Source organism: Mycobacterium sp. IDUB_5, from assembly GCF_055419565.1.
Genome location: NZ_JBVAXX010000005.1, coordinates 248,087 through 269,761, shown reverse-complemented (window position 1 = coordinate 269,761; position 21,675 = coordinate 248,087). Strand labels below are relative to the sequence as shown.

The 21,675-nt window shown below is 67.9% G+C and carries 25 protein-coding genes; 9 read left to right on the top strand and 16 right to left on the bottom strand.

Annotation, left to right across the window (positions count from 1 at the left end):
- The first annotated feature begins 21 nt into the window (after positions 1 to 21).
- The 6 genes from lon to ACZY1G_RS17975 all read left to right on the top strand — a co-directional run bounded on the left by lon (position 22) and on the right by ACZY1G_RS17975 (position 6,134).
- Positions 22 to 2,343 (top strand): endopeptidase La, encoded by a 2,322-nt coding sequence (gene lon / locus ACZY1G_RS18000; RefSeq protein ID WP_463823190.1) that lies wholly within the window; start codon positions 22 to 24, stop codon positions 2,341 to 2,343.
- A gap of 86 nt (positions 2,344 to 2,429) precedes the next feature.
- The gene (locus ACZY1G_RS17995) at positions 2,430 to 3,455 is read left to right on the top strand and encodes an LLM class flavin-dependent oxidoreductase (RefSeq protein ID WP_463823189.1); all 1,026 of its coding nucleotides are present in this window, start codon (positions 2,430 to 2,432) and stop codon (positions 3,453 to 3,455) included.
- A gap of 30 nt (positions 3,456 to 3,485) precedes the next feature.
- Positions 3,486 to 3,845 (top strand): TfoX/Sxy family protein, encoded by a 360-nt coding sequence (locus ACZY1G_RS17990; protein WP_463823188.1) that lies wholly within the window; start codon positions 3,486 to 3,488, stop codon positions 3,843 to 3,845.
- Positions 3,846 to 3,854: 9 nt separating this feature from the next.
- Entirely contained in the window at positions 3,855 to 4,487 is a 633-nt protein-coding gene (locus tag ACZY1G_RS17985; RefSeq protein ID WP_463823187.1) for an endonuclease, read from the top strand.
- 40 nt (positions 4,488 to 4,527) lie between these two features.
- Positions 4,528 to 5,121, top strand: a complete 594-nt coding sequence (locus ACZY1G_RS17980; RefSeq protein ID WP_463823186.1) for a hypothetical protein — start codon at positions 4,528 to 4,530, stop codon at positions 5,119 to 5,121.
- 14 nt (positions 5,122 to 5,135) lie between these two features.
- Positions 5,136 to 6,134: a malate dehydrogenase gene (locus ACZY1G_RS17975; protein WP_463816070.1), complete on the top strand. Its 999-nt coding sequence runs from the start codon at positions 5,136 to 5,138 to the stop codon at positions 6,132 to 6,134.
- Here ACZY1G_RS17975 and ACZY1G_RS17970 read toward each other — a convergent pair whose 3' ends face one another.
- Complete coding sequence (locus ACZY1G_RS17970) at positions 6,135 to 7,610, bottom strand: acetyl-CoA acetyltransferase (RefSeq protein WP_463816069.1); 1,476 nt, start codon at positions 7,608 to 7,610, stop codon at positions 6,135 to 6,137.
- Between the two features lie 3 nt (positions 7,611 to 7,613).
- Complete coding sequence (locus tag ACZY1G_RS17965) at positions 7,614 to 9,959, bottom strand: CaiB/BaiF CoA transferase family protein (protein ID WP_463823185.1); 2,346 nt, start codon at positions 9,957 to 9,959, stop codon at positions 7,614 to 7,616.
- A gap of 135 nt (positions 9,960 to 10,094) precedes the next feature.
- Here ACZY1G_RS17965 and ACZY1G_RS17960 point away from each other — a divergent pair, with 135 nt between their 5' ends.
- Positions 10,095 to 12,557: a phosphoketolase family protein gene (locus ACZY1G_RS17960; protein WP_463823184.1), complete on the top strand. Its 2,463-nt coding sequence runs from the start codon at positions 10,095 to 10,097 to the stop codon at positions 12,555 to 12,557.
- Positions 12,558 to 12,599: 42 nt separating this feature from the next.
- On the top strand, positions 12,600 to 13,367 hold the full coding sequence (locus ACZY1G_RS17955) for a lysostaphin resistance A-like protein (protein ID WP_463816066.1): 768 nt from the start codon (positions 12,600 to 12,602) through the stop codon (positions 13,365 to 13,367).
- A gap of 38 nt (positions 13,368 to 13,405) precedes the next feature.
- Here the strand turns inward: ACZY1G_RS17955 and ACZY1G_RS17950 are convergent, their stop codons facing one another.
- Entirely contained in the window at positions 13,406 to 13,717 is a 312-nt protein-coding gene (locus tag ACZY1G_RS17950) for a GlsB/YeaQ/YmgE family stress response membrane protein (RefSeq protein WP_463816065.1), read from the bottom strand.
- A 116-nt stretch (positions 13,718 to 13,833) separates the two neighbouring features.
- A complete protein-coding gene (locus ACZY1G_RS17945) occupies positions 13,834 to 14,841 on the bottom strand; it encodes an APA family fibronectin-binding glycoprotein (protein WP_463823183.1) in 1,008 nt (335 codons plus the stop codon).
- 319 nt (positions 14,842 to 15,160) lie between these two features.
- Here ACZY1G_RS17945 and ACZY1G_RS17940 point away from each other — a divergent pair, with 319 nt between their 5' ends.
- Positions 15,161 to 15,832 (top strand): SDR family oxidoreductase, encoded by a 672-nt coding sequence (locus ACZY1G_RS17940; protein ID WP_463816506.1) that lies wholly within the window; start codon positions 15,161 to 15,163, stop codon positions 15,830 to 15,832.
- Between the two features lie 398 nt (positions 15,833 to 16,230).
- Here the strand turns inward: ACZY1G_RS17940 and ACZY1G_RS17935 are convergent, their stop codons facing one another.
- The 12 genes from ACZY1G_RS17935 to ACZY1G_RS17880 all read right to left on the bottom strand — a co-directional run bounded on the left by ACZY1G_RS17935 (position 16,231) and on the right by ACZY1G_RS17880 (position 21,673).
- Positions 16,231 to 16,437, bottom strand: a complete 207-nt coding sequence (locus ACZY1G_RS17935) for a hypothetical protein (RefSeq protein ID WP_463823182.1) — start codon at positions 16,435 to 16,437, stop codon at positions 16,231 to 16,233.
- The gene (locus ACZY1G_RS17930; RefSeq protein WP_463823181.1) at positions 16,424 to 16,687 is read right to left on the bottom strand and encodes a hypothetical protein; all 264 of its coding nucleotides are present in this window, start codon (positions 16,685 to 16,687) and stop codon (positions 16,424 to 16,426) included. Before ACZY1G_RS17930 ends, ACZY1G_RS17935 begins: the two co-directional genes overlap by 14 nt.
- Positions 16,688 to 16,696: 9 nt before the next feature.
- On the bottom strand, positions 16,697 to 16,846 hold the full coding sequence (locus tag ACZY1G_RS17925) for a hypothetical protein (RefSeq protein ID WP_463823180.1): 150 nt from the start codon (positions 16,844 to 16,846) through the stop codon (positions 16,697 to 16,699).
- On the bottom strand, positions 16,846 to 17,070 hold the full coding sequence (locus ACZY1G_RS17920; protein ID WP_463823179.1) for a hypothetical protein: 225 nt from the start codon (positions 17,068 to 17,070) through the stop codon (positions 16,846 to 16,848). The genes ACZY1G_RS17925 and ACZY1G_RS17920 overlap by 1 nt, the downstream gene beginning before the upstream one ends.
- Positions 17,063 to 17,671: a hypothetical protein gene (locus ACZY1G_RS17915; RefSeq protein WP_463823178.1), complete on the bottom strand. Its 609-nt coding sequence runs from the start codon at positions 17,669 to 17,671 to the stop codon at positions 17,063 to 17,065. The genes ACZY1G_RS17920 and ACZY1G_RS17915 overlap by 8 nt, the downstream gene beginning before the upstream one ends.
- A gap of 411 nt (positions 17,672 to 18,082) precedes the next feature.
- On the bottom strand, positions 18,083 to 18,499 hold the full coding sequence (locus ACZY1G_RS17910) for a hypothetical protein (RefSeq protein WP_463823177.1): 417 nt from the start codon (positions 18,497 to 18,499) through the stop codon (positions 18,083 to 18,085).
- The gene (locus tag ACZY1G_RS17905) at positions 18,489 to 18,797 is read right to left on the bottom strand and encodes a hypothetical protein (protein WP_463823176.1); all 309 of its coding nucleotides are present in this window, start codon (positions 18,795 to 18,797) and stop codon (positions 18,489 to 18,491) included. Before ACZY1G_RS17905 ends, ACZY1G_RS17910 begins: the two co-directional genes overlap by 11 nt.
- On the bottom strand, positions 18,794 to 19,066 hold the full coding sequence (locus ACZY1G_RS17900; protein WP_463823175.1) for a hypothetical protein: 273 nt from the start codon (positions 19,064 to 19,066) through the stop codon (positions 18,794 to 18,796). The genes ACZY1G_RS17905 and ACZY1G_RS17900 overlap by 4 nt, the downstream gene beginning before the upstream one ends.
- Positions 19,063 to 19,233 carry a hypothetical protein gene (locus ACZY1G_RS17895; RefSeq protein ID WP_463823174.1) on the bottom strand — a complete coding sequence of 57 codons (171 nt, stop codon included), beginning with the start codon at positions 19,231 to 19,233 and terminating at the stop codon, positions 19,063 to 19,065. The genes ACZY1G_RS17900 and ACZY1G_RS17895 overlap by 4 nt, the downstream gene beginning before the upstream one ends.
- Entirely contained in the window at positions 19,230 to 19,568 is a 339-nt protein-coding gene (locus tag ACZY1G_RS17890; protein WP_463823173.1) for a hypothetical protein, read from the bottom strand. The genes ACZY1G_RS17895 and ACZY1G_RS17890 overlap by 4 nt, the downstream gene beginning before the upstream one ends.
- On the bottom strand, positions 19,565 to 19,822 hold the full coding sequence (locus ACZY1G_RS17885) for a hypothetical protein (protein ID WP_463823172.1): 258 nt from the start codon (positions 19,820 to 19,822) through the stop codon (positions 19,565 to 19,567). The genes ACZY1G_RS17890 and ACZY1G_RS17885 overlap by 4 nt, the downstream gene beginning before the upstream one ends.
- A gap of 21 nt (positions 19,823 to 19,843) precedes the next feature.
- Complete coding sequence (locus tag ACZY1G_RS17880; protein WP_463823171.1) at positions 19,844 to 21,673, bottom strand: DNA polymerase; 1,830 nt, start codon at positions 21,671 to 21,673, stop codon at positions 19,844 to 19,846.
- Positions 21,674 to 21,675: the final 2 nt, after the last annotated feature.

Genomic DNA, 21,675 nt, shown 5'->3' with positions numbered 1-21,675 from the left:
AGATTCAACTTTGGAGGATTGATGGCTGAAATTCTGCAAGTTCCGGTCTTGTTCGTCAGCGAGCCGATCGTGCTGCCGGGAATGGTGGTGCCGATCGAACTCGATGACGCCGCCCGGGCCGCCGTCGACGCGGCCCAGGCTAGCAAGACCGGCAAGCTGCTGATTGCGCCCCGGCTGGACGACCGCTACCCCACCTACGGGGTGCTCGCGTCGATCGTGCAGGTGGGCCGGGTTCCCGGTGGCGGCGCAGCGGCGGTGGTGCGCGGTGAGAAGCGCGCTCACATCGGCACCGGCGCCACCGGCCCCGGCACGGCGCTGTGGGTCACCGTCGACGAGGTCGCCGACCCGGAGATCACCGACGAGACGCGCGCGCTGGCCGCCGACTACAAGACGCTGCTGCTGGCGATGCTGCAGCGCCGTGAGGCGTGGCAGATCGTCGACGTGGTCAACAAGATCACCGACCCGTCGGCGCTGGCCGACACAGCGGGCTACGCGTCCTACCTGTCGGATGTGGAGAAGCGCGAACTGCTCGAGACCGAAGACGTGGCCGCCCGGCTGCGGCTGCTGATCGGCTGGACGAGCGATCACCTGGCCGAGACCGAGGTCAACGACAAGATCGCCGAAGACGTGCGCGCTGGAATGGACAAGCAGCAGAAGGAATTCCTGCTGCGTCAGCAGCTCGCCGCGATCCGCAAGGAACTCGGCGAGGGTGAACCCGAAGGGTCCGACGATTATCGGGCTCGTGTTGAGGCGGCCGACCTGCCGGAGACGGTCCGTGAGGCCGCGCTGCGCGAGGTCGGGAAGCTGGAACGCTCCAGCGACCAGAGCCCCGAGGGCGGCTGGATCCGCACGTGGCTCGACACCGTGCTGGACCTGCCGTGGAACGTCACGACCGAGGATTCGGCGGATCTTGTTGCGGCCCGAGCGATCCTGGACGCCGACCACCACGGGCTGGACGACGTCAAGGACCGGATCGTGGAGTACCTGGCCGTGCGGGCCCGTCGCTCACAGCGCGGCATGGCCCTCGTCGGTGGCCGCGGCTCCGGTGCGGTGATGGTGCTGGCCGGGCCTCCCGGCGTCGGCAAGACGTCGCTGGGTGAGTCCGTCGCGCGGGCACTGGGCCGTGAGTTCGTGCGCGTCGCGCTGGGCGGCGTACGCGACGAGGCCGAGATCCGCGGGCACCGGCGCACCTACGTCGGCGCGCTGCCGGGCCGCATCGTGCGTGCCATCGGCGAAGCGGGATCGATGAATCCCGTTGTGCTGCTGGACGAAATCGACAAGGTCGGCTCGGACTACCGCGGCGACCCGTCGGCAGCCCTGCTGGAGGTGCTGGACCCGGCGCAGAACCACACGTTCCGCGACCACTACCTGGACCTGGATCTGGACCTCTCCGATGTGGTGTTCCTGGCGACGGCCAACGTCATCGAGAACATCCCGCAGGCGCTGCTGGACCGCATGGAACTGGTGCAGATCGACGGGTACACCGCCGACGACAAGGTGGCCATCGCACGGAACTACCTGTTGCCGCGTCAGGCCGAGCGCGCCGCGTTGACCGCCGAGGAAGTGACGGTGACCGACGAGGCGCTGCGCAAGATCGCCGCGGACTACACCCGGGAGCCGGGAGTCCGCCAGTTCGAGCGATTGCTGGCCAAGGCGATGCGCAAGGCAACCACCAAGCTGGCTGCCGACCCGTCGCCGATCACGATCGACGAACCGGATCTCGTTGCCTACCTGGGGCGTCCACGCTTCACGCCGGAATCGGCGGAGCGCACCGCGGTGCCGGGTGTCGCGACCGGACTGGCTGTCACCGGCCTCGGCGGCGACGTCCTCTACATCGAGGCCGGCTCGACCGACGGCGAAGCGGGATTGGCGCTGACCGGTCAGCTGGGCGACGTGATGAAGGAATCGGCGCAGATCGCGCTGTCCTACGTCCGCGCGCACGCCGCCGAGTTGGGCGTCGACCCGAAGGCGCTGGACCGCCGCATCCACGTGCACGTGCCTGCGGGTGCGGTGCCCAAGGACGGGCCGTCAGCCGGTGTGACGATGGTGACGGCGCTGGTGTCGATGGCGACCGGACGCAACGTGCGCTCCGATGTCGGCATGACCGGTGAGGTGACGCTGAACGGGCGGGTGCTGCCCATCGGCGGGGTCAAGCAGAAGCTGCTGGCCGCGCAACGGGCGGGGCTCTCGACGGTGTTCATCCCGCAGCGCAACGAGCCCGATCTGGACGACGTGCCTGCCGAGGTGCTCGAGGCGCTGAAGGTCCGGCCGATGACGGATGTGGCCGACATCGTCGCGCTGGCTCTGGAGCCTGCGGCCGAGGCGGTCACGGCGGCGGCCTGACAACCGATAGGCGCGAGCAGACGCGAACTCGCACGGAATCACGCGATCCCGTGCGAGTTTGTGTCTGTTCGGCGGAAGGAGTCCTCATGCCCGTACGTGGTCACCCGCTGCGCAAGCTGGGTTTCCTCACCATCGGACGGTTCGACGTCGACGACCCGGGGCCGGGCATCGAGGAGACCCTCACGGTGATCGACCGAGCCGAGGCGCTCGGCTTCGACAGCGTCTGGCTTCGCGACAGGCATCTGCAGCCCGGCATCTCCTCGCCCGTGGCGATCATGGCGGCCGCCTCGCAGCGCACCAGCCGCATCGAACTCGGCACAGCGGTCATCCCGCTCGGCTTGGAGAACCCGTTCCGGCTCGCCGAGGATCTCGCCACCGTCGACATACTCTCCGGCGGCCGCATCAATCCCGGGGTGTCGGTCGGCACCCCCATGATGTACGACCACTACAAGGCTGCCCTCTATCCGGAATCGTTTGACCTGCAGGACTTTTCGAAAGATCGCGTGCTACGCCTGCTACGCTGCCTGCGCGGCGAGCCGGTCAGTGACTTCGCCGGGACGGTGGGCATCGAACAGTTCACCGACCACATCCAGCCTCACTCGCCCGGCCTGGCCGACCGGGTGTGGTACGGCGGCGGTCTGGCCTCGGCGACGTGGGCCGGGGCGCAGGGGATCAACTATCTGACGAGCTCGGTGGTCAGCATCGAGGGCTCGACGTCGCGGGACTTCGCGACCATCCAGGCCGAGCAGATCGACGCGTTCCGGTCCGCGCACCCCCGGCCCGAGCAGGCGCGAGTGTCCCAGGGCCTCGTCGTCATCCCCACGGACTCGGCCACCGAGGATCAGATCCGCCGCTACCGCGAGTACGCGGCCGGCCGCTTCGAACGAACCACGGCACCGCAGGGAGTGCGCGGCATGCTGTTCTCCCCCGACTACGTCGGAACCTCCGACGAACTGGCCGACCAGCTGTTCGACCACGCCGGCTTCCAGCGCGCCGACGAGGTGGCGTTCGCGCTGCCGTTCAGCTTCGAGGCCGCCGATTATGCGCAGATCATCACCGACATGGCCGAGAGGCTGGGCCCTGCTCTGGGGTGGACCCCGGCCGGCCCTTGAGCTGCGCGCGCTCGCCGGGAGAATGGACCCGTGGCCTACGACACTGATCTCGCCGAGCGGGTCCGGGAACTGATCAGCGCCGAGCGCGGCCTCGACGAGAAGCCGATGTTCGGCGGATTGGCGTTCCTGCTCAACGGCAACATGGCGGTCTGTGTGAGCGGCAAGGGCGGCCTGATGGTGCGGGTACCGCCGGACGAGACCGACGAGCTGCTCGCCGACGACCACGTCGAGCCGATGGTCATGGCCGGCCGCCCCACCCGCGGCTGGGTGCGAGTGAGTGCCGACGGGGTGACGGGCGACGCCGCGCTGCGCGGCTGGGTTCGCCGGGGCATCGACTACGCGACCAGCCTGCCCCCCAAAGAGAAGGTTCGCGCGCCGCGGCGCGGGTAGCCGACTGACATGAGCACAGACGACACCGTGCGCCGCCTCCTGACCGAGGCCGGTGACACCTATGCCGAGCAGGCCGGAATCACGTTGGCCGACAAGCCCATGCCGCTCTTCGAGTTGCTGGTGCTGTGCATGCTGGCCAGCAAGCCGATCGACGCGAACATCGCGATGCGTGCCGCCCGCGAGCTCTTCGGTGAGGAGCTGCGCACCCCCGATGCGGTGTTGGCCGGCGAGCGCCGGACCGTCATCGACGCCTTCGGTCGCGCCGGATACGCCCGCTACGACGAGAGCTCGGCCACCCGTCTCACTCAGATCGCGACTGCGGTCAAGGAGGACTACCACGGCGATCTGCGCGGTCTGGCCGAACGCGCCGCCGGCGATGTCCGCACCGCCAAGGAGCTGCTCGAAGAGTTCACCGGCATCGGCGACACCGGCGCCGACATCTTCCTGCGGGAGATCCAGGACGTGTGGACCTGGGTCCGGCCCTACTTCGATCCGCGCGCTCTCGGCGCGGCGAAGGAGCTCGGCCTGCCCGACGATCCCGCCGACTTGGCGCGTCTGGCCGTCGGCGCGTGTGCACCGTTGGCGGCGGCGCTGGTGCGGGTGTCGCTGGATCGGGCCGCGCGCGACGCGGTGCTGGGCTGACCCCCGCGGGAGAACCGGGGTGGCATGCTGGGGCACCGACATGACTGTGATCACCCGACTCTGCGTTGCGGCAGCGCTCGCGCTGTCGGTCGCCGCCTGCACCGGGCCGACCGTCATCACCACCGACGACACCGTCGCCGCGCCGGCCGCCGCACCACCTCCGGCTCCCGAGACCACCCGGCCGAGCAACGCCCACCTCGCCAACGCCTTCGCCTACGCCGCCCCGCTCGACGGCGCGACCGTCTACGCCTTCACGACTCCGAGCGGACGCTGGCAGTGCCAGATCACCCCGCGAATGCAGGCCTCGTGCGGAAAAGCGGGCAGCGCCGCCAGCGCGATCGGCATCACCGGGGCTCCCGACGAAGTGCCCGGATCCGACGGCGACACCACCGCACCCACCGCGATCCTCGTGGACCGCAGCGGCGACCCGCAGTTCGCCGCGCTGCCCGCACCCGCCGTTGCCGACGCGCCGGAGTTGCCGTTCAACCGCATCCTGGCCGTCGCCGGGTTCCGCTGCAACGTGCAGGAAGCCTTCGGGGTGTCCTGCCTGTCGGAGCTCTCGGGCAAAGGCTTCACATTCTCCGCCGACGGATTCACCACCGCCTACACCGACGTGCCCGCCACCGCGCCCTGACTAAGGTGAGCCCCATGTCGGGCCCAACACCAGCTCCAGTCACCGTGACCGTCACCGGAGCCGCAGGCCAGATCGGCTACGCCGCGCTGTTCCGCATCGCGGCCGGGGCGATGCTCGGCCACGACACCCCCGTCGTGCTGCGTCTGCTCGAGCTGCCCGACGCCGTGCGCGCCGCCGAGGGTGTGGTCATGGAACTCGACGACGGCGCCTTCCCCCTGCTCGCGGGCACCGAGATTTACGACGACCCGGTGCGCGCCTTCGACGGCGTCAACGTCGCGCTGCTGATCGGCGCCAAACCCCGCACCAAGGGCATGGAGCGCGCCGATCTGCTGGGCGCTAACGCAGCGATCTTCGCCACCGCGGGCCAGGCCCTGGGCGCCGGCGCCGCTTCCGATGTCCGCGTGCTGGTGGTCGGCAATCCCGCCAACACCAACGCGCTCGTCGCGGCCGCGCATGCCCCCGACATCCCGAAAGATCGCTTCACCGCGCTGACCCGACTCGACCACAACCGCGCCGTCGCCGCGATGGCCCGACACGCGGGAGTACCCGTCACCGAGATCAGCCGAATGACGATCTGGGGCAACCACTCCCCGACCCAATATCCCGACATCTTCCACGCGATCGTCGGTGGCCGCGCCGGCGCCGACTATGCCGCCGACACCCGTTGGCTCACCGACGATTTCATCCCGACGGTGGCGCGGCGCGGCACCGCGATCATCGAGGCACGCGGTGCGAGCTCGGCGGCATCGGCGGCCAACGGCGCCATCGACCACGTCGACGACTGGATCCACGGGACCCCCGACAGGGACTGGACGTCGGTGGCGCTACCGTCGCCCGGCGCATACGGCATCGACGAGGGGCTGGTGTGCTCGTTCCCGTGCCGCTCGGTCGACGGACGCTGGGAGATCGTGGACGGGCTCGACCTCAATCCGTTCTCGCGCAGCAGGATCGACGCCTCGGTCGCCGAACTGCGGGCCGAACGCGACGCTGTCGCCGCGCTTGGCCTGCTGTAGTCACTCCAGCGTCGCGGTGCCGTCGGCGTGCACGCGCACGGCCGCCCCGGCGATGTCGTCGGTGACCGTGGTCCTGGCGGCTTCGGCGTCGGTGATGACCGCCAGCACCCGGTCGTCGCTGGGGGTGCGTACCGCCAGGAACGCCTTTTCGGGTTCACCGTCGCGGTCGAACGGCGTCGTCCACGTCTCCACGGTGCCCACCCCGGTCCAATCCACCACCTCGGTGCGGGTGGGTTCGCGATCCACCTCGTCTTGGACGTTCTCCCAACGGAATTCGCGCTCCGGAGGCTCGGTGCCGTAGACGCCGAAGCTGTGCTTGGTGAGGTAGCCGCCGTTGGCGGTGATCAGGCCGCGCGTTCCCGGGTTCGCGACCAGTTGCTCGGCCATCGTGGCGATGGAGTGCGTGACGTAGTTGTTCCAGGGTCCGCCGGCGAACGTGAGGCCACCAGTGACGGTGAGCGGCCTGCCGGGATCGCCGACCGGAAGGCCGAGTTCAGCCGCGGCCACCTGGACGGCCGACGGGAAGCAGGAGTACACGTCGATCAGATCCATGTCGTCCACACTGGCGCCAGCCAGGTCCAGCGCGCGCCGTCCCGCGATGCGGATCGCCGGCGAGGTGTGGAACTCGGCACGTTCCCCGATGGCATAGGTGTCATGCGCGTCCGCCCCCGCATACGGGAAAACCCAACGCTCCCGCGGAATCTGGAGATACTGCGCCTTCTCCGCGGATGCCACGATCAGGACGGCGCCCTGGTCGACCATGTTGTTCGAGTTCATCAGCTTGGTGTAGGGCCAGCTGATCATCCGGTTCTGCGGCGACGGCTCGTAGATCTCCTCGGCGCTGTAGGCCTGCCGGTTCCACGCATGCCGATTCTGCGCCGCGACAGCCGAGAACTGTGCCCACAGCTCGCCGATACGCTGCCGGTGCGCGTCGGACGACTCCCCCGCCGCGATGCGGACCGCCTGCTCGAACATCGGGTACACGTATGCCGGGCGATCGAGGTGGATCTTCAGGTCGCCGGGCCCGGCCATCGGCATGACCTCGTCCGAGCCGGGCGCCAGCGGCACCGTCTCGTCCTGCTTGGTCCAGTCCGCCTTGGTGCCCGCTGCGCGCATCTTGGTCTTGGTGCGCCACGTCTCGGCACCTGCTATCAGCACGACATCTGCCCGGCTCTGCTGGATGTCCAGGCAGGCGAGGTTCACCAGTGTCTGGGGTACGTTGCCGCCGATCCCGGTGTAGCGCGTGGCGGCCTTCTCCGCGCCGATTCGTTGCGCCACAGCCAGTCCCGCGTCGCGATAGCGCCACGAGAGCAGGTTGACCACCCGTACCGCGTCGACGGCGGCCAGCACCCGCGGATCGGCGGCCTCGCGCGCGGCCGCGACCATCAGGTCGACCGGTTCGGTGTCAGGGTTCTCGGTGCGCTGGTTGACCTGGCCGTAGCCGACGAGGACCGGGGTTCGGGGATCGAGGGTCATGGGTCAACCTTCCTGGTGGTAGTCGAACAGCACACCTGCGGCGAGCAAGGCGTCGATACGCTCGGCCGTCAGACCGAGCACGTCGGTGCAGATCTCGCGGGTGTGCTCGCCCGGCATCGGTGCCGGGCGCAGTGGGGCACGGGGAATGCGACGGTAGGCCGTAGGCGCCGTCTCGGCGGGAATCGGACGCTCCAGCAGCGGATGCACCAGCTCGGTGAACACCTGGCGGTGCACGACCTGCGGATCGGCGGGCACGTCGGCCGCGCGATTCATCGGCGCGGCAGGAATGCCGTTGCACTGCAGCATGTCCGCGACCTCGAGTTTGTCGCGACCGGAGGTCCACGCGCCCAGCGCGGCGATCAGCGCCGATCGCTCCCGGGGCAGGTCCTCGCCCACCAGCGTGGCCAGGGCCGTCCGCTCGGCGTCGCCGGGCACCGAGATCACGCACCACTCGTCGTCGCCCCCGCACGGACAGACCGCATGCACGGTGCCGTCGTCGACGACGGGCACCCCTGCCGCGCGGGCTGATTCGACGACGTATCGGTCGGCCAGCTGATTGATCGCCACCTCGGCCTGCGACAGGTGCACGTGTGCGCTGCCGCCGCCGCGGTCTCGACGGATCAGTGCCGCCAGAGCCGCGACCGCGGTCAGCCGGCCGACCACGTGGTCGGGGAAGATCGTCGTCGCGTCGAAGAACTCGCCGGGCGGGGCGTCCGGGGACGTCCACAGCCGGGTGATGCCGGTGGACGCGCGCACCAGCGGCCCGTAACCCATTTGCGCGCTCCACGGCCCGTGGTCGCCGTAGGCGCTGCTCTCGGCGAGCACGATGTCGGGGTTGATCTCGCGCAGCCGCTCGATCGGGAAGCCCAGGGCGGCAAGCGTTCCGGGCTTGAAGTTGGCGAACACCGCGTCGGAGGTGGCGACCAGGCGGGCGAAGAGTTCCGCCCCCTCAGCATCGCGCAGGTCGAGCCCGAGGCTGTACTCGTTGCGATGGGTCAGCGCCCAGGACCGGCTCAGTGGCATTCCGGCCGGCGCCTGTCGCAGTCCGTCTGGATAGGCCGCACTCTCGATCTTGATCACCTCGGCGCCGAGGTCGGCGAACAGCCGGCCGAGCTCGCCGCCCGCGACGATCACACCGAGATCGAGGATGCGCAGACCGTCGAAGGGATACACCGGCGGGGGCGTCGCCGAAGGGTCCGATGTGGCAGGACGAAGCCACGTGGCGTCATCGGTTGCGGCAGACGGTGCGGGAGAACGGAATCCGAGACGGCCGCCGTCGACGGTGACGGGACCGACGGGGATCGTGAGCGTCGCATCCGGGGTCAGCGGCAGCTCGGCCAACGCTCCGGTGACGTGAAAATGCTCTGCACTCAACGCCTCTGCGGGAGTGCGGACCGCAGCGATCGGCACGCCGCGATCCCGGCCCTGCGCGATGAGCTCGTCCATCGACTGCGATGCGAACCGCGCGGCGATCGCCTCGTTCAGTTCCGCCGAGGCCGCGTATCGCGCGGCGATCGTCTCGAATTCGGGGCCGGCGAAGCGCGGCGGCTCACCCAACCATGCCCACATCCCGCGCCATTGCCGTGGCGACAGTAGGCAGATGCGGACATGGCCGTCGCGGCAGCCGAAGATCGGATAGATCTGCTGATTGCGGGGACGGCCACGCCACAACGCGGTCGGCGGTTTCAGCCCGACCGCGGCCTGGCCTTCGGAGCCGTACGGCGGATCGAGCGCCTGCAGAACCGCCTCGAACCGGGAAAAGTCGATGAAATCCCCTCTGCCGCTGCGGGTCCGATCGAAGTAGGCAGCGAGCACGGCCCACGCCGCCTGCACCATGCCCGTCGCCGATCCGACGCCGACGGGCGGGAGTACCGGCGTGCCGGCGGTCGGCCCGGTCCGCGACAGCGCCGAGGAAAGTGCGTAGAACACCGCGTCGTTGCCCCGCCAGGATGCCCGCGGCCCGGTCAACCCGAAGTCGGTGACCGAGAGCACGACCAGATGGTCGAATCGGTCCGCGAGCTCCCGGGCAGACACCCCGAACAACGCTGCGCCACCGGCGATTCCGCTGTCGATCACGATGTCGGCGCCCGCCGCGAGATCGAGCAGACGGTCACGGTCGGAGGCGTCGGCGGGATCCAGCGTCGCGCAGCGCTTGTTGGCGTTGTCCATCGCGAAACCGATTCCCGCACCGGCGATCGTCGGCGCCGCCGACCGTGCCGGACTGCCCCCGGGTGGTTCCACCTTGAGGACGTCGGCACCGAGGTCCGCCAGGATGCGTCCCACCCCGTCGCCCGCACCGGAGGACAGGTCGAGCACGCGCACGGACGTCAGCAGTGCTGCCTCGCCCATCGATACTGCCTGCCCTTCTCAAGGTGCCCTCGGCGCAAAGATTAACCCGTTGCTCATCGGGTACGGGTTGACGGTCCGCCGATGCCTAGTTGGATGGGGATGAGGGGTGTTGGATGGGGACATGGGAAGGGGATCATGACGACAGCCTGGACGACCGTGGACCGCCAACCGATCAGCGACGAGACGATCGACAGGCTGGACCGTTGGTGGCGCGCCGCGAACTACCTCTCGGTCGGCCAGATCTACCTGCTGGACAATCCGCTGCTGCGCACCCCGCTGGCGCGCGAGAACGTCAAACCGCGCCTGCTCGGGCACTGGGGCACGACTCCCGGTCTGAACTTCCTCTACGCCCACCTCAACCGGGTGATCACCGAGCGACAGCAGTCCACGATGTACCTGACCGGGCCCGGCCACGGCGGGCCCGGCCTCGTGGCCAACGCCTATCTCGACGGCACCTACAGCGAGATCTACTCCGACATCACCGCCGACGCCGAGGGCATGCGCCGGCTGTTCCGACAGTTCTCCTTCCCTGGCGGCATCCCGTCACACGTCGCACCCGAGACACCCGGTTCCATCCACGAGGGCGGCGAGCTGGGGTATGTGCTCTCCCACGCCTACGGCGCGGCCTTCGACAACCCCGATCTGCTGGTGGCCGCGGTCGTCGGTGACGGCGAGGCAGAGACCGGACCGCTGGCGACCAGTTGGCATTCCAACAAGCTGGCCAACCCGGCGCACGACGGTGTGGTGCTGCCGATCCTGCACCTCAACGGCTACAAGATCGCCAACCCGACGGTGCTCGCCCGAATCCCGGAGGACGAGCTGCGCAGCCTGCTCATCGGATACGGGCACGCACCGTACTTCTTCGAGGTGCCCGACGGCCCCTCAGCCGAGGATCACAAGGACGCGCACCGGCGGTTCGCCACGCTGCTCGACGACGTCCTCGACGAGATCGCCGCGATCAAGGCCCGTGCCGCCGACGGCGACGTCGCGCGCCCGGCCTGGCCGATGATCGTGTTCCGCACGCCGAAAGGCTGGACCGGTCCCGCCACCATCGACGGCAAGAAGACCACCGGGTCCTGGCGCGCACACCAGGTGCCGCTGTCCAACGCCCGCGACACCGCCGAACACCTCGCGGTCCTCGGGGACTGGCTGGCCTCCTACCGGCCCGACGAACTGTTCGACGACGACGGCAGGTTGCACGACGACATCGCGGCGCTGGCGCCGACGGGTGCGCTGCGGATGAGTGACAACCCGCACGCCAACGGCGGCCTGCTGCTCAAGGACCTGCGGCTGCCCGACTTCCGCTCCTTCGGGGTGGACGTGCCCGCGCCCGGCGCCACCGTCGCCGAGGCCACCCGCGTGCTGGGACAGTGGCTCACCGAGGTGATCCGGCGCAATCCGGAGAACTTCCGCATCTTCGGTCCCGACGAAACCGCATCGAACCGCCTGCAGGCCGTCTACGACGCAACCGACAAGCAGTGGAACGCCGAGCTGATCGGCCCCGAGGTCGACGAGCACCTGGCGCGCGCCGGGCGGGTGGTCGAGATGCTGTCCGAACACCAGTGCCAGGGCTGGCTCGAGGGCTACCTGCTGACCGGCCGGCACGGCCTGTTCAACTGCTACGAGGCGTTCATCCACATCGTCGACTCGATGCTGAACCAGCACGCCAAGTGGCTGAAGGTCACCGACAAGATCCCGTGGCGCCGACCCATCGCAAGCCTGAACTACCTTCTGTCCAGCCATGTCTGGCGCCAGGACCACAACGGGTTCTCCCACCAGGATCCCGGCTTCATCGATCACGTCGTCAACAAGAGCGCACACGTGGTGCGCGTCTACCTGCCGCCGGACGCCAACACCCTGCTGTCCACTTACGACCACTGCCTGCGCTCGCGCCAGTACGTCAACGTCGTCGTCGCGGGCAAGCAGCCCTCCCCCACCTTCCTGACGATGGAGCAGGCGATCGCGCACTGCACCCGCGGGCTGGGGATCTGGGAGTGGGCAGGCAACGAGGAACTGGGCACCGATCCTGACGTGGTGCTGGCGGCCGCGGGCGACATCCCGACGCTGGAGGCGCTCGCCGCCGCCGACATCCTGCGGCAGCACCTGCCGGACCTCAAGGTCCGGTTCGTCAACGTCGTCGACCTGATGCGGCTGCAGGACGACAAAGAGCATCCGCACGGACTGTCGGATCGGGACTTCGACATGATCTTCACCGCGGACCGCCCGATCATCTTCGCCTACCACGGCTACCCGTGGCTGATCCACCGCCTGACCTACCGACGGACCGGTCACGCCAACCTGCACGTACGCGGCTACAAGGAGGAGGGCACCACCACGACCCCGTTCGACATGGTGATGCTCAACGACCTGGACCGCTACCACCTGGTGATGGACGTGATCGACCGAGTGCCCTCGCTGGGGTCGCGATGCGCCACGCTGCGCCAGCAGATGGCCGACAAGCGCATCGCCGCCCGCGAGTACACCCGCGCTCACGGTGACGACATCGGCGAGGTCAAGGACTGGGTGTGGCCCGCGGCCCGCGAGTCAGGTTTCGGGGTCGCCGGTGCCGACTCCGACACCGGTGGCGACAACGAGTAGCTGACCTGCGCGGATCGCCGGATTCGGTAGTCTGAGCCGGTTATGACTGTCACGACTGGGACCGGCGTGTCCGCTGAGCCGCACCCGCTGGTGGAGCAGCTGGCGGCGTTGCATCACGCCCGCGCCTACGTCGACGTCGGTGTCGTCGTCGTGGTGCTCGCGCTGACGAACCTGATCGCGCACTTCACCACGCCGTGGGCCAATGTCGTCGTGGTCCCGGCCGCCGCGATCGGTCTCGTCGTGCTCGTGCGCTCACGCGGCCTGGGCTGGCATGAACTCGGGCTGGGGCGGGAGCACTGGCGCTCGGGCGCCGGCTACGCGCTGGGCGCCATCGCGGTGGTCGGCACCGTGATCGCGCTCGGGACACTGCTGCCGTGGACCCGGCCGATGTTCTTGAACAACCACTACGCGACACTGTCGGGCGCGCTGCTGGCCTCGATGATCATCATTCCGCTGCAGACCGTGATCCCCGAAGAGCTCGCGTTCCGTGGTGTCCTGCACGGCGCGTTGGACCGAGCCTGGGGATTCCGCGGCGTCGCCGCCGCAGGCTCACTGCTGTTCGGCCTCTGGCACATCGCCACCTCGATGGGCCTGACGGCCAGCAACGTCGGGTTCACCCGCATCTTGGGCGGCGGCCCCTTCGGGGTGATCGTCGGCGTCATCGGTGCCGTCATCGCCACGGCCGCAGCCGGCTTCGTCTTCACCTGGCTGCGCAGGCGCAGCGGCAGCCTGATCGCACCGATCGCCCTGCACTGGTCACTCAACGGGCTGGGGGCGCTCGCCGCGGCGCTGGTCTGGCATCTCAGCTGACCGCGCAGCTGAACCGCGCAGCTGACCGCTAACGCCCCCTAATTGCGCCGCTGCACCATCCCGACGATCCAGAGCAGGATCACCGAACCGAGGACCGCGGTGAACAGCGTGAACCACCATCCGCCGCCCGCGGTGTCCAGGAAGAAGCTGAGCAGGAAGCCACCGATCAGCGCGCCGACGATACCGATGACGATGTTCATCAGGATGCCCGAGCCCGAACCTTTGACGATCTTGCCCGCGATCCAGCCGGCGATCGCGCCGATGATGATGTAACCGATCCAACCCACGCTGGTCTGAGTGGTCGAACGCGCCAGATACTCCGTCGCTGCCACGATCTCGGTGGTGGTCATGTCGATCTCCTGCCTGTCGCAGTCAGGCTCGATTGCGGCCGCAAGCGAGCCTGACTCCGGTATAGCCCCGGCAGGTCACGGTTCGGTCAGTCCATCGGACACGATCGAACGACGCATCACGCAGGCGGCAGCATCCCCGGTGCGGTGTTCGGGTCGACCGGTACCGGCGTGCCGACGGCCGGGCGCGGCGGCGGCGCGTTCGGATCCGCGGGAGGCGGCGGGGCGCCCGGGTCCGCAGGAGGCGGCGGCGGCGGAGGCGTCCACGGCCGGATCGAGTTCGCCAGCGTGACGGCCTCGGCCTGCGGGATCGGACTGGTCGCGGTGCCCAGCCAGACGACGAACCAACGCTCGGGGGCACGTTGCCCGCGCGGGGTACCGGGCGCCGTCGGGTTGCCGACCACGCCGGCCCAGATCTGGCCGTTCGGCTTGTTGGTGTCGGTGAACTTCACCTCGTAGGACGACGCCACACCGGTCATGCCGTTCGCGTTGAGCGGGACGGTCTGCTGGTTGATGCGGGTCCCGGGGAAGGGCATGAAGAACTCGCCCATGTCGGAGGCGAGGCGCTGGGCCGCCTTCGTGTTGTCGGTCTCGGCGCCGGCGAACAGCTTCAGATCCAGACGACCGAGCAGCACGCTGGTGTCGTTCGGCGCCGGTGCGTCCGGCGGCGATCCGGCGGGCGGCAGCTTGCTCAGCAGCGCCTGGCCGTAGGACAGCGAGGCCGCGTCGGCCACCTTCCAGCCGGCGGGCACGACGTAGCTGAATCCGCCGGCGGCGTTGTCCACGCGACCCGGCTCGGGGGCGGGCGGCGGCGGGGGCGCCGGGGCGTTCGGATCGACAGGCGCGGCCGGCGGCACCGGTGCATTCGGATCCGCGGGCGGCGCCGGCGGCGCAGGAGCGGGAGCCGGGGCCGGTGCGTTCGGGTCCACCGGCGGAGCTGCCGGTGCGGGCGCACCCGGAGCTGCCGGTGCTGCCGGAGCAGGCGGTGGCGGCGGCGAAGGTGCCGGCTGCGCTGTCGCCACGGCGGGCAACGTCAACGCGGCGACGGTCGCACCGGTCAGGGCGGCGAGCCCGATCGACGTCGACAGGCCTTTCCGGCGGGGTGACGACATGTCTGGATCACGCATGCCGAAGAAACTACCGTGTTACTGCCGTGACGCAAGTGTGTGCAGCTGAGAATGTACCAAATTGTGACATAGCTATCGCGATGATCACCGCAGCACAAGGCTGTTTGACGATTTGCTGACACAACGAGCACCCCGGCGCGGGGCTCGGGGTGCGGTGAGCGAGTCGGGCGGCGATCCCCGGCGGGCTCAGGGGTTTGATCGCAGCGCCCCGCGCCACCGTTACCGACGTGGGCGCGTCGACTGCGGCCGGCTACCTACCCTCCAGTAACATGGGCGGGACTCGCTGGGGTTCAGCGCCGAACACAACAGGAGGCCGATGATGGATGTGCTGATCACGGGATGCGACACCGACCGAGGCCGCGTCATCGCAGAGAATTTCAGCACCGCCGGCCACCGCGTGATCGTCGCCGGTCGGCGAGCCGATGACGTGGAACTGCTGGCCAAAGAACTCGAGACAGACGCGGTGGTCCTCGACACCACCGATCCCGCGTCGATCGCGGCGGCGAACAATCAGCTCCCCGCCCACCTGGACACCGTGATCAACGTGCCGGCTCCGCTGCGGGCTGCCGGGGACCCGCGGTCCTACACCCTGGTCGACCACGCCGCCGAGTGGCGGAGTCTCTTCGACGCCGGCCTGCTCTCCGGTGTCTTGACGGTGCAGACGCTCGGTGACCAACTGCGGTCCGGCGGCTCCATCGTGACCGTGATCGGTGATGCGATGACCGAAGGCAGTGCCGCGGCCGCGGTCAAGGCAGCGGTGTCGTCCTGGACGGCCGGGCAGGCGCACCACTTCGGTGTCCGCGGCATCACCGTCAACGCGGTGGCGATCGGCCGCGGTACCGAGCCCGGATACGCGGGTCTGGGCTCGTCGTCGCCGACCGTGGACGCCGAGATCGCCCGGCTCGCACTGTTCCTCACGACACCGGCGGCCCGGCACATCACGGGACAGACCCTGCATGTCAGCCACGGCGCACTCGCCAATTTCGGCTGATCGTCAACCGCCCTGAGCGACTGTTTATTCCGTACATCGTCGAGCTTCGCCACCGGCGAAACCATCTAGAACGCCCTGGTCAGACTGCGTAATGTCGGCCGGGTGACGATTCGACTCGGATTTCCCAGTGTTGTGGATTCTTCACTGGTTCTGACGTCGGCGTGTTAGGCCCCCGTGACGGGCGGACGTAACTTACGATTGCGTAGGCGGGATGGTCTTCTGGCCCCGCTGCCAGGAGGGCGGGACGGGGGACAAGCCTGGAGGGGCACCGCCCCCGTTCCGTTCACCGCCTTGTATGTCGGCTGTGAAAGCCAATCTGTTACATGCGTCAACGCGCATACGTCAGATACAAAAAAAGCCCCCCGAGCCAGCCCGAAGGCCAGCCCGAGGGGTTTGGTTCAGCGCCGAGGCGCTCTTACTGCCAGGGTGACCGCCCCCGCGGTAGCGAGGGAAGCGAGCACGAACGTCGCCGTCATCACGGCGGGGTAGGACTTCGGACCGGACAGCGTTTCGATCAGCGCGTAGCCGAACGTCAGCCACAGGGCTCCCGCGACCGCGGCTAGCGCCACGATCCCGAACGCCCTCCCGAAGCTAGGGCCGGACAAGCACAGGCTCTTTCCACGGCAACGAAGCAGGCCCTCCGAACCCGAACGGGCTAGCAGCCTCCTGATGGAGGTACGAGCCGTCGGGGTACGGCAGCCCGTTGCAGTACGGGATGAGCGCCACGTTGCCCAGCCCGCCTTGGCACCAGAGAGTGCCGCCGTTGGGCACGTGCGGATCGGGCTGTGCCGTCGCCGTAGGCGCGAGGGCGACGGCCAGGCAGCCGGTTGCTGCGAGAGCATGCAGGATCTTCACAGCATGAGGCTAGCTCCGGTAGGTGACGTGATTCAGCAGATCGCGGATCTCTTCCGGAGACGCGCCGTTGTCGTTGATGATGAACGTGTGCGGACCGGGCTTGCCTCGCCTGAGTCGGACCGTGAGGTCCCACCCGAAGAGGTTCAGCGTGAAGTGCATCAGGTCCGGTTCCCGGTGATGACCGACAGGCGCCCGGTGATCCGGGAGCCGTCAGGCTGCTCGACGGTGACCAGCACGATCTGATCCTCGTGCCACGAGGCCAGTAGCTGGCCGTCCTGGTTCCACACCCGGATCGTTCCCGGGACGTTCTCCGGGGGCGCTGCGGGGGCAGCAGGACGCGTCTTCGGCCGCCGGGCCTGGAGGGTCTGCAGTGTCTCAGCCATTCGTATCCTTCTTGAGGTAGACGGGGAACCCGCTCTCGGTCTTGCCGACCTCTAGCCAGCCGTGGAGGCTGAACAGGTCGTCCGGGATGACGAGCGGGACGGGGAGGGCGGGCACTTCTACCCGCGGAAGTACATCGGCGATCTTGCGTTCGGCCGCCTCGGACTCGGCGGTGAGCCGATTCGCGAGCACGTCCCAGCTTCGCTCCCAATCGCGCAGCCAGTTTCGGACTCCTGCCTCTCCGATATAGCTGCCAAACGTCCCGGGTGGGACGTAGTCGGCTGGCATCGGGAGCCGGTGCGAGACCGGCTTCTCGCTCGGGACGCCGAGCAGCCACCGTTGCGGATACGCCGGCTCGATCGCCTTCAGCGCCTCGGAGAAGTCCTTTGCGGTGAAGTTGTACGACAGGGTCTTCTGGCCGACCTGGACGGTCCCCGTTGGGACCACGCTGATGTACGCGCTGCCAACCCGCGGGATGCCGTTCGGGTAGCGCAGCTTGGGCTGCGGCTTCTTCTTGAGGTGGAGCGCTTCGAGGATGCGCCACAGCCCGTCCAGGATCTCGCAGAGGACGTCGATGCAGAAGCCGGAGATCTTCTCGATCATCTCCCCCGCCTCCGTCGTCGATCGGCCGCTTGGAGCGAAGCTCCAGCGCTTGGGCGTCGGCGGCTGCGCCGCCTAGCTGCCAGCTTGATCCGGACCATCTCGGACAGGACGTCCAACCAGATCCAGATCACTTCGGCCTCTTAAGCCAGCTGCCTGCGGCAGGTTGCTCAGCCGCCGTCTCCGACGGACGGCGAAGTCCGAAGTGCGTCGAGACACGGCGTCGGGGCTTCGGTGGCGGAAGAGGCGGCAGTTCGCGACACACGAACGAGATCTCGCTCTCCATCCAATCCCGGTACGGAGAGCACTCGTATGATCGCTCGAATCTCGGCTGCGAAGCCAGCAGTCCATAGGGCCGTCCGTGAACGTAGACGGTCCACTGGCCGTTGTCGTCGCGGATGGAAAGCCACTCGCTCACTCGACCTCAGCTCCGTCCCGCGGGTAGAACTTGCTCTCGAACGCCTTGTCCGCTCGCAGCTGGTCGACTTCCATCTCCAGCTCTGCGATCCGGCACACCATCGCGTCCCGCTCTTCGTCAGCACGGTCGGCTTCGTCGTACGCCTCCAGCACCCGCCGGCAGACATCGCCGAACGATCCGTGGACCGCGGTGATGAACGCAGCGTCTTCCTCGGAAAGTCCCTGAGCCACCGGCTCCCGGCGCTCATCGCCGGTATCCGGGTCCACGGTGACGGCCCAGATGTTGAACGTCCCCGGGCCGGTTGCGTAGTACTTCTCGTCCTCTTCCGGCTGCCAGAAGGCAGTCTCTGCCTTCGTGGTCTTCGTCCAGCCGCCGTAGAGCAGGTCGATGAACTCCCGTTCGTCAACTGCCACTTGTGTTCACCATCCTCCAGTAGATCTGGCACAGCTTCAGCCTTCGCTCGGCCGCCCAGTAGTCCTCTTCTATGCGATGGCCCAGCGTGTGCCAGCTCATCTCGTAGCTGTCCTCCGCGCTGACCAGTCCGGGGTCCTCTACGTGGATCTCCCCCACGAAGAACTCGATGGTCAAGCGCCCTATGTCATCCGGACCGCCGGGAATGAATCCGACACCGTCTTTGACGATCAAACCGGGAACGGCAACTCCGTCGAAAAGCACTCCCGTTTCGTTGATCTCGACATCAGGGATTCTCATCGGGGATACGCCATCACGACCGCCCGGACGTAGACGACGTCCTGGCTGTCTTCCGGCTTCAGACCGAGTTCCTCCGCGTCGACCTCTCCGGTCCAGCGGAAGGTGTCGTCGATCCAGCTGCTCACCTCGGGGTTGCGGACGAGCGCGTCGGTAACACGCTGGCGCAGCACGACCAGCTTGGTCAGTGCGTCGAGCCCTTCCCACACGTCCTTGGGGAACGGGTGGATGATCACGAACTCCTTGGGCTGCTTGTAGATCAGCGCACTCATACGACCCCGAACTTGAGCGCGTTGTGCTCTTCGGTCATGCGGGCGAGGCCCTCCTCGTGGCGAGCAACCTCGCCTCGGAGGTACTTCAGCTGCTGGTTACTGGCTTCGATGCAGTTGCCCAGCTCCGCAATGCGTCGCTCCGCGAGCATTCGCAGGTAGTGGTTCACCAGCGGAGCCCCTCGACTTCGGCGAGAGCGCGGAAGAACTCAGCGGTCGACGCGAAGAAGTACGAGTGGCCGTCCCACTCGATGTTGATCTCGTGCCACAGCGCCGTGACGGTGTACTCGGAATATCCGCTCCAGCACTTGTGGACGGTGAGCGTCGGATAGCCGTCGAGGTGCTCGCCGTAGCCGACCTTGCTCCGGATGAATCCCCGAATCTGGTCGACGAGGTATTCCTCGGTCTCCTTGTAGGTGACGTAGCCCTGTCGCCTAGATCCCGCCGGGGACGGTTCGTTGAACCAGTCGGTCTCAACCTCGGTTCTCGTGCTGGGCAGGCTCATCGGAGACGCTCCGGCAGTTCCCAGCCCTCTTCGAGCAGCTTCGCGACGAGGATCTCTCCGAGCAGATGCTGGGAGATTTCATACATACCGCCCATGCGCTGGACGTGCGCGATGACCTCGGCGCCGTGGAACCCGAGCGCCTCCATCTTCTCGGCCTTCTTCTCCCAGCTGTCCGCTACGGCGGGGATGATCTGGCCGCCAGCGGCTCGCGCCACCTCGGCCGCAGTGCGGTACTGCTGTGCAGTGAAACTCATGTTCTCTTCTCTCGTTTAGGGTCAAGCAGCGGTGAGCAGATACGGGTCTGTGTCAGCCGTGATGTCCTCCGGCTTGATGTACAGCGATCCCCACGACCGGCCGCCGACCTCGGGGTCGGTGCCGATGTGGACAGGCCCTGCCTGCTCGGCCATCAGCCGGCCGATCTCTGCGGCCATCTCTGCTGCGCCCTCAGCGGGCACAGAAGCCACGACTTCATCATGAATGGGTAGGCGTACGTACGGCGTCAGACCGGCCTTGTGGAGCCGAATCAGCGCCCGGCAGGTCACATCCCGCGAGGACGACTGGATCATGTAGTTCAGCGCGGAGTACGCCCGATCAGCGTCGACCGGCAGCCGGCGCCCGGTGGGCGTGATGATGAACCCCTGCTTGCCGGCTTCGGCTTGCAGGCGTTTGTTCAGCTTCTCCACGCCGGGGTACTTCGCCGAGAACGCCTCGTGGACTCGCTTGGCGACCGGGAACGGGATCTCCGCCTTCTTCGCCAGCGCAGCGGCCCCGCCTCCGTAGACCTTCTGGAAGTTGGCCATCTTGCCGACCTTGCGGTCGACTCCTGCTGCGTCCGCGGTGATCTGGTGAAGATCGGCATCCCCGAGGAACGCCTCGATCATCGCCCGGTCCCGGGACAGCGCAGCCAGAACGCGGAGTTCTTGGGCCTGATAGTCCACAGAAGCGATCAGATGGCCAGGCTCGGCTAGGAAGCACCTGCGGACCATCCAATCGCCCGCAGGGAGCGTCTGAGCCGGGATTCCGGTGATCGACATCCGGGAGGTACGGGCCTGTAGTGGGTTGATCGACGGGTGGCACCGGTTCTGAGCGTCCCTCGTGTCGAGGAACTTCCGGACCCACGTCTTCTCCCACTTGCCCCACTTCTTGCCCTCGGAGATCGACAGGGCGAGATCGTCGCCTTCGTCGATCAGCTTGTCGAGCAGAGCAGCGTCCACCTTCGGCTGGCCGCCTTCGGTGCGCTCGTTGATCTTCACGCCGCGGGCGATCAGCGCAGCGGCGACCTGGACCGGTGAGTTGACGTTCTCCAGCCCGTAGAGGATGTCGGCCTTCGCCTTGTGGTGCTCGGCCTTGCGGATCATCTCGTCGGCAAGGTTCTCGGAGTACTCGACGTCGAGCAGGAACCCCTGACGTTCGACGTACGAACAGATCTCGGAGATCTGGTGCTCGTAGTCGACGAGCGGCTTGGACACCTCGGGAACCAGCGGCAGGAGCTTCTGGAGCATCCTCGCCGCGAAGATCGGGTCCATGCCTGCGTAGAGCTGGAACTCCGGATGATTCAGCGAGATGATCTTCCAGATGCGGGCTTTGGTCGTCTTGTGCTCTTTGGCCAGCCGGGTCATCAGACCCTTAACCGACTCCGCTAGCTCGCGGTCGATGAACTGGGCGACGAGCTCTTCCAGCGAGTGTCCGAACCCGCCTTTCTCCTTCGGCCGTGGGTCGACCAGCTTGGCCAGCGTGACCGTGTCGGTCACCTTCGGCCAGAGCTCTTCCATCGGGATACCGAGCGTCTGCTCGAAGACCTGGAGGTCGAACGCTGCGTTGTGCAGCACGAACCCCTTCACGGCCCGCAGAGCGATCCGGACGTCCTCGGCGAACCGAGGGCCGTACTCGACCGGGATCACCCACGCCTCGGTCGGAGTGCCGAACTGGACGGTACGGCACCGGAAGTCGGCGCTGTAGATGTCCAGCCCGGTCGTTTCCGAATCGAGCCCGAGGAACGAGAGGTGGCCGCGGATAAAGTTCCGGAACTGCAGCAGGTCGGCCTCGTCCTCGACCACGTTGATCTGCACCCGCTGCCCGGCAACTAGATGTTCGTGGACCTTCATGT

Coding starts and splice junctions, on each gene's coding strand:
- lon (WP_463823190.1), top strand. CDS start 22: ATGGCTGAAATTCTGCAAGTTCCGGTCTTGTTCGTCAGCGAGCCGATC.
- ACZY1G_RS17995 (WP_463823189.1), top strand. CDS start 2,430: ATGCCCGTACGTGGTCACCCGCTGCGCAAGCTGGGTTTCCTCACCATC.
- ACZY1G_RS17985 (WP_463823187.1), top strand. CDS start 3,855: ATGAGCACAGACGACACCGTGCGCCGCCTCCTGACCGAGGCCGGTGAC.
- ACZY1G_RS17980 (WP_463823186.1), top strand. CDS start 4,528: ATGACTGTGATCACCCGACTCTGCGTTGCGGCAGCGCTCGCGCTGTCG.
- ACZY1G_RS17975 (WP_463816070.1), top strand. CDS start 5,136: ATGTCGGGCCCAACACCAGCTCCAGTCACCGTGACCGTCACCGGAGCC.
- ACZY1G_RS17970 (WP_463816069.1), bottom strand. CDS start 7,610: ATGACCCTCGATCCCCGAACCCCGGTCCTCGTCGGCTACGGCCAGGTC.
- ACZY1G_RS17965 (WP_463823185.1), bottom strand. CDS start 9,959: ATGGGCGAGGCAGCACTGCTGACGTCCGTGCGCGTGCTCGACCTGTCC.
- ACZY1G_RS17960 (WP_463823184.1), top strand. CDS start 10,095: ATGACGACAGCCTGGACGACCGTGGACCGCCAACCGATCAGCGACGAG.
- ACZY1G_RS17955 (WP_463816066.1), top strand. CDS start 12,600: ATGACTGTCACGACTGGGACCGGCGTGTCCGCTGAGCCGCACCCGCTG.
- ACZY1G_RS17950 (WP_463816065.1), bottom strand. CDS start 13,717: ATGACCACCACCGAGATCGTGGCAGCGACGGAGTATCTGGCGCGTTCG.
- ACZY1G_RS17945 (WP_463823183.1), bottom strand. CDS start 14,841: ATGCGTGATCCAGACATGTCGTCACCCCGCCGGAAAGGCCTGTCGACG.
- ACZY1G_RS17940 (WP_463816506.1), top strand. CDS start 15,161: ATGGATGTGCTGATCACGGGATGCGACACCGACCGAGGCCGCGTCATC.
- ACZY1G_RS17925 (WP_463823180.1), bottom strand. CDS start 16,846: ATGCACTTCACGCTGAACCTCTTCGGGTGGGACCTCACGGTCCGACTC.
- ACZY1G_RS17920 (WP_463823179.1), bottom strand. CDS start 17,070: ATGGCTGAGACACTGCAGACCCTCCAGGCCCGGCGGCCGAAGACGCGT.
- ACZY1G_RS17915 (WP_463823178.1), bottom strand. CDS start 17,671: ATGATCGAGAAGATCTCCGGCTTCTGCATCGACGTCCTCTGCGAGATC.
- ACZY1G_RS17905 (WP_463823176.1), bottom strand. CDS start 18,797: ATGAGAATCCCTGATGTCGAGATCAACGAAACGGGAGTGCTTTTCGAC.
- ACZY1G_RS17900 (WP_463823175.1), bottom strand. CDS start 19,066: ATGAGTGCGCTGATCTACAAGCAGCCCAAGGAGTTCGTGATCATCCAC.
- ACZY1G_RS17890 (WP_463823173.1), bottom strand. CDS start 19,568: ATGAGCCTGCCCAGCACGAGAACCGAGGTTGAGACCGACTGGTTCAAC.
- ACZY1G_RS17885 (WP_463823172.1), bottom strand. CDS start 19,822: ATGAGTTTCACTGCACAGCAGTACCGCACTGCGGCCGAGGTGGCGCGA.
- ACZY1G_RS17880 (WP_463823171.1), bottom strand. CDS start 21,673: ATGAAGGTCCACGAACATCTAGTTGCCGGGCAGCGGGTGCAGATCAAC.